Origin of the sequence: Weizmannia sp. FSL W8-1119, from assembly GCF_038008605.1 — a bacterium.
Taxonomy (GTDB): Bacteria; Bacillota; Bacilli; order Bacillales; family Bacillaceae_C; genus Weizmannia; species Weizmannia coagulans.
The window spans coordinates 1,895,720-1,911,548 of the sequence record NZ_JBBOZL010000001.1; the positions used below are offsets into that span (position 1 = coordinate 1,895,720).

General features: G+C 51.0%; 13 protein-coding genes. 2 read left to right on the forward strand and 11 right to left on the reverse strand.

All coding sequences use genetic code 11. The features are described from left to right. The first annotated feature begins 122 nt into the window (after positions 1-122). Positions 123-314: a hypothetical protein gene (locus NSQ19_RS09340; RefSeq protein ID WP_017553791.1), complete on the forward strand. Its 192-nt coding sequence runs from the start codon at positions 123-125 to the stop codon at positions 312-314. A gap of 16 nt (positions 315-330) precedes the next feature. Here NSQ19_RS09340 and ysxE read toward each other — a convergent pair whose 3' ends face one another. The 8 genes from ysxE to hemA all read right to left on the reverse strand — a co-directional run bounded on the left by ysxE (position 331) and on the right by hemA (position 10,311). Beyond that, complete coding sequence (gene ysxE, locus NSQ19_RS09345; protein ID WP_019720878.1) at positions 331-1,347, reverse strand: spore coat protein YsxE; 1,017 nt, start codon at positions 1,345-1,347, stop codon at positions 331-333. Between the two features lie 363 nt (positions 1,348-1,710). Further along, entirely contained in the window at positions 1,711-3,603 is a 1,893-nt protein-coding gene (locus NSQ19_RS09350; RefSeq protein ID WP_340702758.1) for a LysM peptidoglycan-binding domain-containing protein, read from the reverse strand. A 312-nt stretch (positions 3,604-3,915) separates the two neighbouring features. Then, positions 3,916-5,205, reverse strand: a complete 1,290-nt coding sequence (gene hemL / locus NSQ19_RS09355; RefSeq protein WP_013859833.1) for a glutamate-1-semialdehyde 2,1-aminomutase — start codon at positions 5,203-5,205, stop codon at positions 3,916-3,918. Positions 5,206-5,220: 15 nt separating this feature from the next. Continuing rightward, entirely contained in the window at positions 5,221-6,198 is a 978-nt protein-coding gene (gene hemB / locus NSQ19_RS09360; RefSeq protein WP_013859834.1) for a porphobilinogen synthase, read from the reverse strand. 211 nt (positions 6,199-6,409) lie between these two features. After that, positions 6,410-7,198: a uroporphyrinogen-III synthase gene (locus NSQ19_RS09365; protein ID WP_340702759.1), complete on the reverse strand. Its 789-nt coding sequence runs from the start codon at positions 7,196-7,198 to the stop codon at positions 6,410-6,412. Further along, positions 7,195-8,127, reverse strand: coding sequence for a hydroxymethylbilane synthase (gene hemC / locus NSQ19_RS09370; protein WP_340702760.1), 933 nt, complete (start codon positions 8,125-8,127; stop codon positions 7,195-7,197). The genes NSQ19_RS09365 and hemC overlap by 4 nt, the downstream gene beginning before the upstream one ends. Before the next feature lie 12 nt (positions 8,128-8,139). Beyond that, positions 8,140-8,964, reverse strand: coding sequence for a cytochrome c biogenesis protein CcsA (gene ccsA / locus NSQ19_RS09375; RefSeq protein ID WP_340702761.1), 825 nt, complete (start codon positions 8,962-8,964; stop codon positions 8,140-8,142). A 15-nt stretch (positions 8,965-8,979) separates the two neighbouring features. Beyond that, on the reverse strand, positions 8,980-10,311 hold the full coding sequence (hemA, locus tag NSQ19_RS09380) for a glutamyl-tRNA reductase (protein ID WP_019720883.1): 1,332 nt from the start codon (positions 10,309-10,311) through the stop codon (positions 8,980-8,982). A 186-nt stretch (positions 10,312-10,497) separates the two neighbouring features. Here hemA and NSQ19_RS09385 point away from each other — a divergent pair, with 186 nt between their 5' ends. After that, positions 10,498-10,992, forward strand: coding sequence for a LiaI-LiaF-like domain-containing protein (locus tag NSQ19_RS09385; protein ID WP_340702762.1), 495 nt, complete (start codon positions 10,498-10,500; stop codon positions 10,990-10,992). Positions 10,993-11,173: 181 nt separating this feature from the next. On the opposite strand, the gene yihA is transcribed toward NSQ19_RS09385, so the two are convergent. Genes yihA through lonB form a run of 3 tightly spaced genes read right to left on the reverse strand, consistent with a single transcriptional unit; the run spans position 11,174 to position 15,757 of the window. Then, a complete protein-coding gene (yihA, locus tag NSQ19_RS09390) occupies positions 11,174-11,758 on the reverse strand; it encodes a ribosome biogenesis GTP-binding protein YihA/YsxC (RefSeq protein WP_258921363.1) in 585 nt (194 codons plus the stop codon). Then, the gene (lon, locus tag NSQ19_RS09395) at positions 11,755-14,079 is read right to left on the reverse strand and encodes an endopeptidase La (RefSeq protein ID WP_340702763.1); all 2,325 of its coding nucleotides are present in this window, start codon (positions 14,077-14,079) and stop codon (positions 11,755-11,757) included. The genes yihA and lon overlap by 4 nt, the downstream gene beginning before the upstream one ends. A 40-nt stretch (positions 14,080-14,119) precedes the next feature. After that, on the reverse strand, positions 14,120-15,757 hold the full coding sequence (gene lonB, locus NSQ19_RS09400) for an ATP-dependent protease LonB (protein ID WP_013859842.1): 1,638 nt from the start codon (positions 15,755-15,757) through the stop codon (positions 14,120-14,122). Positions 15,758-15,829 lie beyond the last annotated feature (72 nt).

Here is a 15,829-nt window from a genome sequence, read left to right on the forward strand (position 1 = left end):
TTTATGGTATCGGTTTTTTTGAAAATCGTCAATAGCATTGCCCATTTTTAGAAAAAATATGCAACGGATTCACTTATCCGCCCGCTTTTCATACATTATCTTTGAGGGATAGGTGGATGATGATGAAGAAAAAAATTGACAAACAGGCCGTCCGTACTTGGGGGCGGAATGCAAAAAAAGTGTGCAAGCAGCTGATTCTTCCGTTCTCCGTCTTTCAGGCCATCCGCACGATTATTTTTCCGACCACGTTTGACGTCCTGCTGCTTGCCATATTTATTCTCATTTATCTCGGGTTCCAGTATGAATGGTTTTAATGGCCGTCCCTGCTTTTCATGACGCGGGGGCGGTCCCTTGTGACAACTGCATGACGACATACTCGGTATTTTTCATCCGCCAGTACTTTTCCTGCAGTTTCGCGACTGCTCTCGCTTCATGGCGTTTCCCTTCATTTGCAAAGTATTCCTCCACGGTTTGGATGATCGGTGCGGGATAAGCGAGATAGCTGAAAAATAAGCTTTTTTCATCTTCCTTAAGCGGAAAATAGCTGAAGTAGGTCTTCACCCAGTCCACGCAGTCGTCAAACCGGCTCGGATAGGAGTCGAGCGCCCGCGACAAGAAGGGAAGCAGGTCATAAAAAGGCGCAGCGGTTTTTGCCAGTTCGAAATTGGTGAAGTATCCGAGCCCGCGTTCATCGTACAGGAAATGCTCCGTTGAAATTTTTCCGTGGATGGTCACCGTTCTCGCTTTCTCCATCTCTTTCGATTGTTCATACCAGTTTTCCAGCTGCTGGATCGAGAATTTGAGCGCCTGGTTCGTTTCATTGTAAAAGGTGCAGTACAACAGGGCAAACGGGGACATATAGACCTGCTCTTCACACCGTTCAAGGAACTCTTCTAAAAAATCCTGCTGCCCGTACCAGCGGGAAAGGGTTTCTTCATAGTATTCCCGCCGTTTTTCTATTGAGACCTCCGTATCTTTGACGGACAAGCTGTGCAGGCGCGCGAGTTCCCTGAACATTTTTTGATGTTTCTCGCCGCGTGCTTCTTTTTCTTCGTTTGGCAGCCAGGGCATTAAATAGTACAATGCCCCGTTATACAGCACCCCGTAACGGCCGTCCAACGTGGGATAGACCGGGACAATACGGTTATACCCCCGCTGGTACAGGGACTGGACATGCCGGATAAATCCCATCCCGTTTTGCGGTGCAATTTTTTTTAAAGCAAAAATACCCTGGCCGGTATAAATTTTATACACTTTTCCGTACCGCCCGACATATTCAGTGTTCAGGCCGTAATGCTTCACAATCCGATTGATGTCCTGCTGCGAAAGGTCAGTCACCCGTTTCACCTTCTTAGAGCGTTACTCCTCAAAAATAGGCGCTTGCTCATTTTCATTCCCCGCTGGCGCCGCATTCGCCGCAGCTTGGACGCAGGCGCCTTCCGGGTTCGGAAGACTTTCATTTTGCTTGATGCCTGAACATAGACCGCTTTAGGCTAAGGAAGACACTAAGTTTTGCCTGCTTCCTTCACACAGGCGCACGCCGGGTTAGGCAAGGCCCCCGCTTTTGCACGCTTCCTTCACGGAAACACACTCTGAGTAAGGAAGACGCATATTTTGCACGCTTCCTTTACGCGGTCAATTCTATGTTAACGCAGGCTCTGAATGCCAATGCATCTTCACCTGGACGCCCGTGCCTGTGAATGCCCGGGCTCAGTGATTTTTTTCGGCGCGCGCGTTGGCGGGAACGTACAGCACTTGCCCCTCATACACATCCTGATTCACTTCCAAATGGTTCATCCTTAAAATCTGCTGGACATTGATATTGTATTTTTCAGCAAGCTGGTCGAGCGTCTCCCCGCTTTGGACGATGCAAACCTTTAACTTGGCAGGCTTTTCTTCATCTCTCCGGGCAAAAAAGTCGGCAAGTGAAATGGATTCGTATTTTTGCTTCTTTTTCTTCTTGTCAGCCGAATCCTTTTCTTCCGGCTCTTCCTCTGTTTTTCCTTCGCTTTCAGGCGACTCTTCCACCATCGTTTCGCCGCCGGCTTCAGAAGAGGATTCGTATTTTTCAGGCGATTCTTGCTCGATATAAGCAGAAGATTCATCTTCCATTGCTTTGCTCTCAATCCGGAAAACGGGTTCAGTCTTCCTGGAATCGTCCGGCTCAAGAGATTCTTCATTCAGCGCCGTTTTGCTCTCCGTCCGGGACACGGATGCGGTTTCTCCGGACAATTCCTGATCAGGAGGCCATTCGTCCCGTACCGGATCTGCCTGCCATTCATTCCGCACTGATTCGCTTTCTGCTATTGATGCCGGTTCGTTTTTGCTGGAAAACTCCGGTTCCGCATGCCATTCATCCCGCGCCACTCCGCTTTCCGCCAACGATGCCGACTCATTTTTATCAGGTAACTCCGGGCCGGCCTGCCATTCGTCCTGCGCCGGTTCACTTTCCGCCAACGATGCCGACTCGTTTTTACCAGGAAAGTCCGCTTCGAAATGCCATTCATTCTGCACTGGTTCACTTTCCGCCAACGATGCCGATTCGTTTTTTCCGGAAAACCCCGGCTCCGCGTGCCACTCATCCCGCGCCGCTCCGCTCTCCGCCAACGATGCCGATTCATTTTTACCAGGTAACTCAGGATCTGCCTGCCATTCGTCCTGCACCACTCCGCTTTCCGCCAACGAGGCAGACTCATTATTACTGGAAAACGCCGGATCCCCATGCCATTCATCCCGTACCGGCGCGGTTGTTTCTGCCTGCCATGAAGCACTTTCCGGCCTTTTTCCGCCTGTTTCCGGCAAGAGGCTCTCCTCCTCCTCTTCTGGCAGTTCGACCGGTTCCAATACATTCAGTTCGTTTGTGAACGGTTCCGGCTGAGCAACCGATTCTTCCGGCACCACACGCGATTCAATTGTAAAAGGCGTATACAATTCCGGGTCAACGTGAGATTCATCCTCTTCTGCCTTTTCCTCATCTGCACGAAAAGGCACTTCTTCAAAGCTTTCCGCTTCTTGCATAAAATGGCGGGGCAGTTCGGCGCTCTCTTCTTCTTGTTCCGCCAAGCCCCATTCGGAATGGCTGAAAGGCGCCTGATATGCTGCGTCCGGCTCATCCAAATATGTTTCCCTGCCGTTTAAATCCGGGTATGGCGCTGTTTCTGCTTCGTCTTCTTCCTCATCCCCGTCTTGCAATATTCCCTCAATCGCAATATCCGCATTGATTTTTAAACAATCGGTTCCGTGAAACTGATAGTCAAAACCTTCTATATTGACGTCCAGCTCCTCAATATCCGCAATTCTTGTCTTTGGAATGGTAACGTCTACCGGGAAAGATTGGTAAAATTCAAATATACCGTCTTCTTCCCGGTACTGGACCGCCTGCACATACTTCCTGAACAGCACATCTTCCCCTTCTTCTTCCCCGCAACCAATGTACTCCCCGGATAAATAGAGATTGCCTTTGATCACGACATACTGCTCCAATTCCTGTATGGTGATATGGGGATCCAATGATATCGATAAAAGTTCTTCAACTTCCTGTCCTTTTTTAAACCAAATCAATTCTTCTAATGAAAATCGTATGGACGATTGATTTTGCGGCAAAGCGGGTTCCTCCCTTCAATTCCTCCAAATCCCAATGAATATGTCATTTACACTGTATGAAGCAATCGGGGTTTTTATGATCGCAAAAAAACCGCAGCATCCGCAAATCACTTGAATGGCTTTTCTGCTGCAATATTGGATGCGGTGATAGATCGGTAAAAACCGGCCCATCCGTTTTCAAAGTTACCCGTCCAAAACCGCAGGGCACCCAGCATGCTTTCCCTTATTGCCGTTTCTCTCACCCGCAGCGGACAAGACGCAAAAAAAACCGGCTCATCCGTTTTCGGACTTGCCGGTTCATAGCCGCAGGATTTACCCGCGGATTGCCTTAAATGTTTTTTCTGCTGCTTCGACGGTACGGTCAATATCATCATCCGTATGCGCGGCGGACAGGAAGATGCCTTCGAATTGGGACGGCGGGAGGAAAATGCCGTTTTCTGCCATGCCGCGGTAGTAGCGGGCAAACAGATCCAAATCCGAAGTTCTTGCTGATGCAAAATTATTGACTTCTTCATTGGTGAAAAAGATGCCAATCATCGATCCCGCCCGGTTAATAGTATGCGGGATGTCGTATTTCACCGCTGCCTCATGAAAGCCCTGTTCGAGGCGGTCTGCTTTTCTCCTGAACGCTGCATACGTTTCAGGTGTTAACTGCCGCAATGTTTCATATCCCGCCGTCATCGCAAGCGGATTGCCGGACAAAGTCCCTGCCTGGTAAACAGGGCCGGTCGGTGCGATTTTTTCCATAATGTCGGCCCGTCCGCCAAATGCACCGACAGGAAGGCCGCCGCCGATTACTTTGCCGAGGCAGGTCAAATCAGGCGTTACATCAAAATAGCCTTGTGCACAGTGATAGTCGACACGGAAACCGGTCATCACTTCATCAAAGATCAGGAGGGCGCCGTATGCTGATGTGACATCGCGCAACCCTTGCAAAAAGCCGGGCTTCGGCGGAACAACGCCCATATTGCCGGCAACCGGTTCGACGATGATGCAGGCAATATCTTCCCCGTACTGCTCGAATGCCGAACGGACGGCTTCCAGATCATTGTACGGGACGGCAATCGTGTTTTGCGCGATCCCGAGCGGCACGCCGGGGCTGTCCGGCAAACCCAGTGTAGCAACGCCCGACCCTGCTTTGATCAGGAGCGAATCGCCATGTCCATGGTAGCTGCCTTCGAATTTTAAAATTTTATTCCGGCCTGTATAACCTCTTGCCAGGCGCAAAGCACTCATCGTGGCTTCCGTACCGGATGAGACCATGCGGACAATTTCAATCGACGGCACGCGTTCTTTCACGAGTGACGCCAGTTTATTTTCCATGATCGTCGGCGTGCCGAAACTCGTCCCTTTTTCAGCCGTTTTTTTCAGGGCATCCACGACTTTGGGATTGGCATGGCCAAGGATGAGCGGCCCCCATGACAGCACGTAATCAATATATTCATTTCCGTCAATATCATAAATTTTTGCGCCTTTGCCGTGGTCCATAAAAATCGGGTTCATGCCGACCGCTTTAAAGGCACGGACAGGGCTGTTCACCCCGCCCGGCATTAATGTGACCGCTTCTTTGTATGCTTCGATTGAGTTTTCATATGAGCGCATCTTTCAACCTCCCGTTTATTCCGCAAGCCAGCGGGCAATATCGAGTGAAAAATAGGTAATGATGAGATCGCAGCCGGCGCGTTTCATGCTTGTGATCATTTCAAGAACAATCGCTTTTTCATCAATCCAGCCGTTTTGTGCAGCGCCTTTTACCATGGAATACTCTCCGCTCACATTATACCCGACAACTGGAAGGCGGAATTCATTCCGCACATCACGGACGATATCAAGATAAGAAAGCGTCGGTTTTACGATCAGAAAATCCGCCCCTTCTTCCACATCCGACTGCGCTTCACGCAATGCTTCGAGCCGGTTGGCCGGATCCATCTGGTAGGTTTTCCGGTCCCCGAAAGCAGGGGTGCTGTCAGCGGCTTCGCGGAACGGGCCGTAAAAAGCGGATGCGTATTTGACCGCATAACTCATGATCGGCACATCTTCAAAGCCTGCTTCATCAAGCCCTTTGCGAATCGCTGTGACAAATCCGTCCATCATATTCGAAGGCGCAATGATATCAGCACCTGCTTTTGCCTGGCTGACCGCCGTTTTCGCAAGCAGGTCAAGGCTCGGGTCGTTTAAAATTTTCCCGTCTTCCACAACGCCGCAATGGCCATGATCGGTATATTCGCACAGGCAGGTATCAGCGATGACAATGATATCCGGGTAATTTTTTTTGATGAAACGGATGGCTTCCTGGACGATGCCGTGGTCGTGGTACGCTTCCGTTCCGGTTGCATCCTTATGGTTCGGTACGCCGAATAAAATGACGGATTTGATGCCGAGGGAAACAACTTCATCCATGATTTCATGGAGGCGGTCCAGCGACCAGTGGTACACACCCGGCATCGAAGCAATTTCATTTTTAACATTTTCGCCTTCAACAGCAAAAATCGGATAAATCAAGTCGTTCACTGTTACATTCGTTTCGCGCACCAAAGCCCGCATATTGGCGCTTTGGCGGAGCCTGCGGTGGCGGGCAAACTGCAAATCTTTCATTTTATTTCCTCCTAAACTGGTAGAATGCCGCAATGCATTGCATATGCACGACGGGCCGGCTTGTTGGCGATGATTGCGGCGGCGGGCACATCCCGCTTTTTCTATTTTTTCTTTGCGGTCAAGCGTCGCCCGGCTGTCCCCCGGGCAAACCATGCACGGCAACCGTCTGTCAGGCCGGCCGCTTCAATCCCGGGTTCGTGCCGGTTTCTTGCTATTTTTCTTCTAAACGGACAAAATCGCATAATGCCCCAAGCATGGCCCCGACGGTGTATTCATCCGGGCAAACCGCTGCACGGATTCCGGCTTTTTCCACTGCCTGCCTGGTTGAAGGGCCGATGACTGCGATCCGGGTTGAAAGCCCCGCGATATCTATGCCGTTTTCCTCAAGCGCGCCTTTAAAATGGCGGAAGGCGGACGGGCTTAAAAACAGGGCAAAATCGATTGTTTCCCGCCCGAGCAAGCGGGCAAGCTTTTCTTTTGCCCCTTCTGGCATATACGTTTCATAGACAATCCATTCCTCTGCTATTATACCGCTTTTTCTTAGAAAATCCGCAATTTCTGTCCCGGCCAGGTTTCCTTTCGGGAGAAGGACGCGGCCTGCACGGTGCCCGCTCCGCATAAATTCCCGGGCAAAATCTTTTGCCGTAAACTTCCCGGGTGCAAAGGAAACCTTTAAACCGGACTGTTCCATACAGGCAGCCGTCTTTTTCCCCACGGCTGCCCAGTTTATGTTCAAATGCTCACATGCTATACCCGCACGGCTGCATGCTTCCAAAAAATAACGGACCCCGTTTTTGCTTGTAAACACAACCCAGTCGTATGCCGGCAGTTTTCGCAAAAATACAGGTGCGGACGGGTCGGCATATGCACGGAAGGCAACCATCGGGACGACAAAAGGGGTGCCGCCGAGCGCTTCAATTTGTGCTGCGAGCTTTTCGCCGTCTTTTCCGCCTCTTGTGACCAGAATGTTTTTTCCGCTTAAAGGCCCGTTTGCCGTCATGGCTGCCCGAGCTCCGCTTTCACTTGTTCAATCAGCGCCTTTGCCCCCTGCCGGCTTAAAATATCTGCCGCCTTTTCTCCGGCTGTTACCGGGTTGCGGGAGACAACCGTTTCTTTGTAAACCGTTTTGCCATCAGGGGAGGCGACAAGGGCCGTGAGGGAAATGCCTTCTGACGTTTTCTTCGCAAGGCCGGCAATCGGTACCTGGCAACCGCCTTCCATTTTATCAAGGAAGACGCGCTCCGCCCTTACTGTTTCCGCCGTTTCTGCGCTCTCAAGCTCCCGGAGCGCATCGAGCAGTTCCCCGTCATCAGCGCGGCATTCGACAGCCAGCGCGCCCTGCCCGATTGCAGGCAGGCAAATATCCGGGTCAAAAAATTCGGTGACGGTGTCCGCACTCCAGCCCATCCGTTTTAAACCGGCTGCCGCGAGGACGATCGCATCGTAATCCCCGTTTTTTAATTTTTCCAGCCTTGTATCAATATTGCCGCGAACAGACTTAATCCGGATATCGCTTCTTACGGCAAGCAGCTGGGCGCCGCGGCGGAGGCTGCTTGTCCCGACAACCGCCCCTTCCTTAAGGCCGGAAAAAGGGGTGCCATTTTTGGAAATCAATGCGTCCCGCACATCTTCGCGCTCCGGAATGCAGCCGATCACAAGCCCGTCCGGAAGCACAGCCGGCACATCTTTCATGCTATGTACAGCCATGTCAATTTCATGATGCAGCATGGCATCTTCAATTTCTTTGACAAACAGGCCTTTCCCGCCGACTTTGGACAGGGTGACATCGAGCACTTTATCGCCCTTTGTGGTGATTTCCTTGATTTCAAAACGAAAAGGCAGCCCGAGCTGTTCAAGCTTCGCCACCACCCATTTCGTCTGCGTCAGGGCAAGTTTGCTCCGCCTCGACCCTACGACAATTGTTCTCATCCGGCAACCCTCCTAATAATACAAATGAAAATCCGATAATCCCGTAATTAGAAAAAAGTTAATCAAAATGATCAAAAAAGCGGCCGTATTCCAGTAAGCCAGTGTTTTTCCGAACATGCGGCGGCGTTCGCCGGCATACAGGAGAAAACTGTATACAAGCAGCATGGCAAACGAACCGACAATTTTCGGATCGAACCAATGAATGGCCGGAAGCCGCAAGTATGCCCATTCCAGCCCGAGAATCAGCCCGAGCAAAAGGACCGGGACCGCAATGGCATTCATCCATTTCGAAAGCCGCTCCAGTTTTGCTAGATCATTCAGGCGCCAGATTCTGTGGTTCCATTTCTTTTCCTTCAGCCACTTATATTGTAATAAATACAGAATGGAAAAGACAAAGGACAGGGAAAACAGCACGTAAGCGATCAGCGTCATCGTAATATGCATGAGCAAAAGTTCCGATACCCTTCTCCCTGCCCCTTGTGAGACCTTCCCCGGCGCAAAAGCGTGGACCGTCATGATGAAAAAGCCGATGACGTTTGTAAAAAACACGGTAAAGTCAACGCGCAGCAGGCGGTTCAGGGCCAGAGACAGCGTCAGCAATGCCCATGCATAAAAATAAAGCCCCTCAGACAATGTCAAGACAGGGAACCGTCTGGTGTGGGCCATATATAAGATAAATATCAAAGTCTGCAATGCCCAGACAACGGAAAGAAAACGGAAGGCAGCCTTGTTGGCCTTCCGGTTCCGGTGGAGAAAGTCAAGAAAATAAAGCAAAATACTGGCGGCATACAGCAAAATCATGCCTTCATGCAGCCTGTCCGTCCATACGGCATACATTGCCGGGCTCTCCGGTTAACCCGAATAGGACGGGCGGACTGCATGCCGCGCCATTTCGGCTGCCGGCTCCGCTTGCCCCGTCTCTGTTTCTAAATTGAAAATTTGGCGGAACAGTTCCAGATTCCGGGCTGCATCCGGCGAACCCGCCATTTCTTTTGCCTGCAGAATCGGATCTTTCAGCATCTGGTTGATGATGCTTTTTGTATGTTTGCTGATGACTTTCCGTTCGCGTTCTGTTAAGTCCGGCAGCTTCCGTTCAATGCTTTTCATCGTTTCCGCCTGGATCGCGAGCGCTTTTTCCCGGAGCGCCGTGATCACCGGCACCACTCCGAGTGTATGGACCCATTCATTGAATGCGCAAACGGCATCGGAAATCATGTCCGCAATCTGCCGGGCAGCTTTTTCCCGTTCTTTCAGATTGGCTTCCACGATGCCTTCCAGGTCGTCAATATCATACAGGAAAACGGATTCAAGGGACGCGGCTTCCGGATCAATATTGCGCGGCACGGCAATATCCACAAGCAGCAGCGGGCGCCCGTTCCGTTTCTTTTCAATGGGTTTCAGCATATCTGCTGTAAGGACGTACTCTTTTGCCGAAGTGGAGGTGATCGCGATATCCGCATCCAAAAGCGCGGTTTCCAAAGATGACAGCCCGAGTGCCTCGCCATGGAAGCGTGCGGCAAGGCGCCCGGCTTTTTCCGGCGTGCGGTTGATGACGGTAATCCGAGTGGCGCCGCTGCCGTGAATGTTTTCCACAGCCAGTTCGCCCATCTTGCCGGCGCCGATGATGGCCACTTTTTTATCAGCCATGCCGCCGAAAATTTTCTTCGCAAGCTCCACAGCCGCATAACTGACCGAAACGGCATTGGAAGCAATTTCCGTTTCTGTATGGGCTTTTTTTGCCAGTGTAACCGCATCTTTGAACAAGCGGTTAAAAATGGTGCCGGTTGAACCGGATGCTTGGGCCAGCAGAAAACTGTCTCTCACCTGCCCGAGAATTTGCGTTTCGCCAAGCACCATCGAGTCAAGCCCGCAAATCACTTTAAACAAATGCGCAATGGCTTCGTTGTCTTCGTAAATAAGCAGATAGGGGGCAAATGCTTCCTTATCTATCCCGAACCATTCCGACAAAAAATCTTTAATATAATAACGCCCGGTATGCGCCTGGTCGGCGACCGCATAAATTTCCGTACGGTTGCATGTAGACACGATGACATTTTCCAAAATGCTCTTTTTCTTTTGCAGCGCCGCCATCGCATCCGCGAGGTCCGCCTCATCAAATGACAGCTGTTCGCGGATTTCAACCGGCGCAGATTTATAGTTTAAACCGACAGTAAGTATTCTCATTGTTGCCCTCCGGCACCCCCATTTTATCTTGCCAAATGCATAGGATTGAATGTTGATCTATGTTAAGATGAATAAAAGAAAAAAGCTCGTTTTTCCCATTTGGCATAATAACCATTCCTACCTGTAAAATAGCAGAAACAGGCGATGGTTTCAAGCAACTAGATTGAAGGAAAGAAGTGTGTCCCATTGAAAAGCCGCAAAATTTTTTCCGCGATTATCCTGATCGGGTTCGGCCTGTATTTTTATTTGCAGCGTTTTGACCTTACCGGCATGAAGGATTACTTTACATGGCCGACGCTGTTGATCATTGTCGGGCTCGCTTTTTTAGGCGAAGGCTACTGGGGCCGGGACGGGGAATCGATTTTGCCGGGGGTCATTCTCGTCGGGTTCGGCCTCCACTTCCACCTTGCCGGCAAAATCGCAATTTGGCCGGACAATATCGGGGTCTTTGTTCTCATCATTGCCATCGGTTTTTTGCTCCGTTCGCAAAAAACCGGGGATGGCACGTTTTACGGCCTGCTGTTTCTCGTGCTGTCCATCCTGCTCCTGTTTTCCGATAAAGTGATGGGGTGGTTCGGCCTTGTCGAGAACAATGTTTCTTCCCTGATCAATTTCTGGCCGGCCGTGCTTGTCGTTATCGGCGTCTACCTGCTGTTTGCGAAAAGAAGGGGGCAGAAATAACCCGCCCGTAAAAGCCGGGCATTCAAACAGCCCGTGCGCCCGAAAAAAACGGCCAGGCGATCCCCACCGGCAAATTCCGGGGACGGGCCGCTACAAGCCCGGCTGAATAAATACTATTTCGGATGCGGTCCCGAAGCCTGCAGAAAAGCCCGGCGCCCACATGCTGGCCCCGGGCTTTTATTCACTTGATTCTTTCCATCAGGGAAGCCCACACTTTGTCCTTCCCCTCTCCTGTTTCAGATGAAAATAAAATGATTTCGTCTTCTTTTTCCAAATTCAGCGTTTCTTTTGCCGTTTTCAAATGGGATGCCCATTTGCCTTTCGGGATTTTATCGGCTTTTGTGGCCACGACGATACACGGGATTTTGTAATACTTTAAAAAATTGTACATCAGGCAGTCGTCGTTTGTCGGCGGATGCCGGACATCCACAATGAGCACGACCGTCTTCAGCTGTTTTCTTGATGTCATGTACGCCTCAATCATCTGGCCCCATTTTTCCCGTTCTTTTTTCGACACCTTCGCAAACCCGTAGCCGGGAACGTCGACAAAGTACAATTTGTTTTCGATTTTGTAAAAGTTCAGCGTCTGGGTTTTCCCCGGCTTGGAAGAGGTCCGGGCAAGGGCTTTGCGGTTGATCATTTTATTAATAAAGGAAGACTTTCCCACATTTGACCGGCCGGCAAGCGCAATTTCCGGCAAATGCCCTTCCGGATATTGCTCCTGCCGCACCGCGCTGATGACCAGTTCTGCCTCCGTTACTTTCATTTCTCCTCACCTGCAATGGCAATTTCAATGACTTCATCCATATGCGTGACCGGGTAAAAATGGAGATCCCCGCGCACGCTTTCCGGAATGTCATCCAAATCTCTCTCATTTTCTTTCGGAATAATAATTTTTTTCAGCCCCGCTCTATGTGCGCCGAGCGATTTTTCCTTCAATCCGCCGATCGGGAGTACTCTGCCGCGCAGGGTGATTTCGCCTGTCATCCCGACTTCCTTATGCACGGCATGCTTCGTCAGTGCGGAAATCAGGGCGGTTGCAATCGTGATCCCGGCAGAAGGGCCATCCTTCGGCACAGCGCCTTCCGGAACGTGGATATGAATATCATACTTTTCATGGAAATCCGGCGCAAGCCCGAGTGCTTCCGCTTTGGAGCGGACAAAGCTGAGGGCGGTCTGGGCGGACTCTTTCATCACATCCCCAAGTTTTCCGGTCAGGACCAGCTTTCCTTTCCCCGGCGAAAGCGACACTTCGATCTGAAGTGTATCGCCGCCGACAGTCGTGTAGGCAAGCCCGGTCGCCACGCCAACCTGGTCTTCCATTTCGGCCTGCCCGTAATGGAAAAGCGGCTTTCCCAGAAAGTCAACGATATTTTTTGCTGAGACCGTGACCCGTTTTCTTTTCCCGGATACAATGATCTTCGCCGTTTTCCTGCAAACTTCGGCCAATCTCCGTTCCAGTCCGCGCACGCCTGCTTCGCGCGTATAGCGGCGCACGATCAAGCGGAGAGCCTCCGCATCCATCCTCAGCTGATTGCGGGCAAGCCCGTTTTCTTTTATTTGCTTAGGGAGCAGATGGGACTTGGCAATTTCAATTTTTTCCAATTCCGTATAACCGGAGATCGAAATGATTTCCATCCGGTCGCGCAAAGGGCCGGGAACTGCAGACAGATCGTTGGCCGTTGCGATGAACATCACTTTCGACAAATCATACGGCTCTTCAATAAAATGGTCGCTGAACGCATGGTTCTGTTCCGGATCAAGCACCTCAAGCATCGCTGCTGAGGGGTCGCCGCGAAAGTCGCTGGCCATTTTATCGATTTCATCGAGCAAAAAAACCGGATTTATCGTGCCGGCTTTTTTCATGCCCTGGATGATCCGCCCCGGCATTGCGCCGACATATGTTCTGCGGTGGCCGCGGATTTCCGATTCGTCCCTCACGCCGCCGAGCGAAACGCGGACAAATTTTCTGCCCAAAGATTTTGCAATTGACCGTGCCAGGCTCGTTTTCCCGACACCCGGAGGCCCGGCAAGGCAAAGGATCGGCCCCTTGATCGACCGGGTCAGCTGCTGCACCGCCAGGTATTCAAGGACGCGCTCCTTCACTTTTTCAAGGCCGTAGTGGTCTTCGTTCAAAATCTTTTCCGCTTTTGCGACGTTGAGGTCATCTTCTGTAGCGTTCGACCACGGGAGCGTGATCAGCCAGTCCAAATAATTGCGGATCACCGCGCTTTCAGACGAAGCGGCCGGAATTTTTTCATACCGGTCCAATTCTTTGAACGCGGTATTGGCCACATGCTCGGGCATGCCGGCATTCAGAATTTTTTCGCGCAGCTCATGCACTTCCGCCGTTTTGCCTTCTTTATCCCCGAGTTCTTTCTGGATGGCTTTCATTTGTTCCCGCAAATAATATTCTTTTTGCGTCCGCTCCATCGACTTTTTCACTTGCTGGCTGATTTCTTTTTCAAGCTGCAAAATTTCCTGTTCATTTTTGATCAGCCCGATCAGCTTTCGAATTCTTTCTTTTATGTCAATCGTTTCGAGAATGTCCTGCTTTTGCGGAAGGCGGAGCGGCAAATGGGATGCGATAATATCGGCCGCCTTGCCCCCGTCTTCCATATCGGAGACCGCTTGGAAGGTTTCACCCGAAATTTTTTTCGACTGGCTGATGTACTGATTGAAAAATTCGAGCATCGTGCGCATCAACGCTTCCGTTTCTGCATCCGGCAGAAACCGCTCATCAAATGTTTCGACTTCGACGGAATAGAAGGTGCCTTCATCTTCAAAAGATACAATTTTTGCGCGCCGCACGCCTTCCACGAGCACGCGGATGGTCCCGTTCTGCAGTTTCATCATCTGGTTCACTTTTGTGAGCGTTCCGGTTTGGTATAAATCTTCCTGTTTTGGTTCTTCGATGGAAACGTCTTTTTGTGTCGTCATGAAAACTTCGCTGCCATGCATCATGGCGTTTTCAAGGGCCTGTACAGAGTAGTCCCGGCCGACGTCCAAGTGCAAAACCATCGATGGATACACAAGAATCCCCCGTAAAGGAAGCAAAGGAACTGTGTATGCGGATTGTGTTGTCATCTCAGCACCCCTATCTTGATACGTCTTTTAGGGCTATCCATTAACCCCCTATGAGCGCATTGTCGTTAAAATGTTTCTTTAATGCGATATCCAGGACTTCTTCAAGCTGCCGGACCGGAACGATCGCAATGCCGGTTATTTCCTTGAATGAGGCCTGCATGTTTTCGGCAGGAATGATCACCGTTTTGGCGCCTGCCTGTTTTGCTGCTTTTATTTTGGCATACACGCCGCCGACCGGTTTGACCTTGCCGTGCAGGCTGATTTCCCCTGTCATGGCTGCTGTCTGGTCAACAGGAATTTTATAAATGGCGGAATAAATGCCGCATGCCATCGCAATCCCGGCGGAGGGGCCGTCAACCGGAATCCCGCCCGGAAAATTGACATGGAGGTCATACTGGTCAGCGGGCACACCCATCGTCCGTAAAACGGTAATGACGTTTTCGGCGGAACCTCTCGCCATGCTTTTTCTGCGGACCGATTTCCCTTCGCCGCCGATGCTCTCTTCGTCCACAATCCCGGTAATGTTGACGCTGCCCTTTTCTTTTGCCGGAATGGCCGCCACTTCAATTTCAAGAAGTATCCCTGTGTTCGGCCCGGTTACGGCAAGCCCGTTGACAAGGCCGGCCGCCGGCTGTTCAGGGGCCCTTTTCTCATAGCGCGGCGACAACTGGCTGGCTGTTGCCACCCATTCCAGGTCCTCCTCCCGGATAAAATCCTGTCCTTCCTGGATCGCAAGTCCTGCAGCAATTTGCACCATATTGACCGCTTCCCTGCCGTTTTGGGTATATTGCGCCAAAATGTCCAGGCCGTTTTCGCTGATTGCCATATGGATTTTATCAGCTGCCTTTTTTGCAACCTGTTTAATTTCGCTGCGGTCAAGTTCGCGAAAAAACACTTCCATGCAGCGCGAACGGATGGCCGGCGGAATTTCGTTCGGCGTTCTGGTCGTTGCGCCGATCAGCCGGAAATCCGCAGGCAGCCCGTTTTGGAAAATATCATGGATATGATGCGGAATTTCCCGGTTTTCAGGATTGTAATACGCACTTTCCAAAAAAACTTTCCTGTCTTCCAGTACTTTCAATAATTTATTCATTTGAACCGGGTGCAATTCCCCGATTTCATCAATAAACAGGACGCCGCCGTGGGCAGAGGTGACCGCACCCTGCTTCGGCTGCGGGATGCCGGCCTGCCCCATGGCGCCCGCCCCCTGGTAGATTGGGTCGTGAACGGAACCGATTAAAGGATCGGCAATGCCCCTCTCATCAAAGCGGGCTGTTGTGGCATCCAGTTCAACAAAAACAGCGCCGTGTTGAAAAGGGGATTTCGGATTTTTTTTGGCTTCCTCAAGCACAAGCCGGGCCGCTGCCGTTTTGCCGACACCGGGCGGCCCGTAAATGATACAGTGTTGCGGGTTCGGGCCGCAAAGCGCCGCCCGCAGCGCTTTAATGCCGTCTTCCTGGCCCACAATATCCGCGAACGCTGCCGGGCGGACGCGTTCCGAAAGCGGCACAGATAAAGAAATTTCCCGCAGTTTCCGCAACTGTTCCATTTCTTTTTTCGATTCCCTGTCTATCGTCATTTTTTGTGTTTTTTGGCTTTTTAACAAGTTCCAAAAGTAAAGCCCGATTATGACCCCGAAAAATAACTGGATCAATAAGGCAATCCCCGTCCAATTCATCCTATTCCCTCCAAGCATTTCAGTTGCAGCCTGATCATGCCGCTTCCTTATTTACCTAGTATCTCCGGCTGC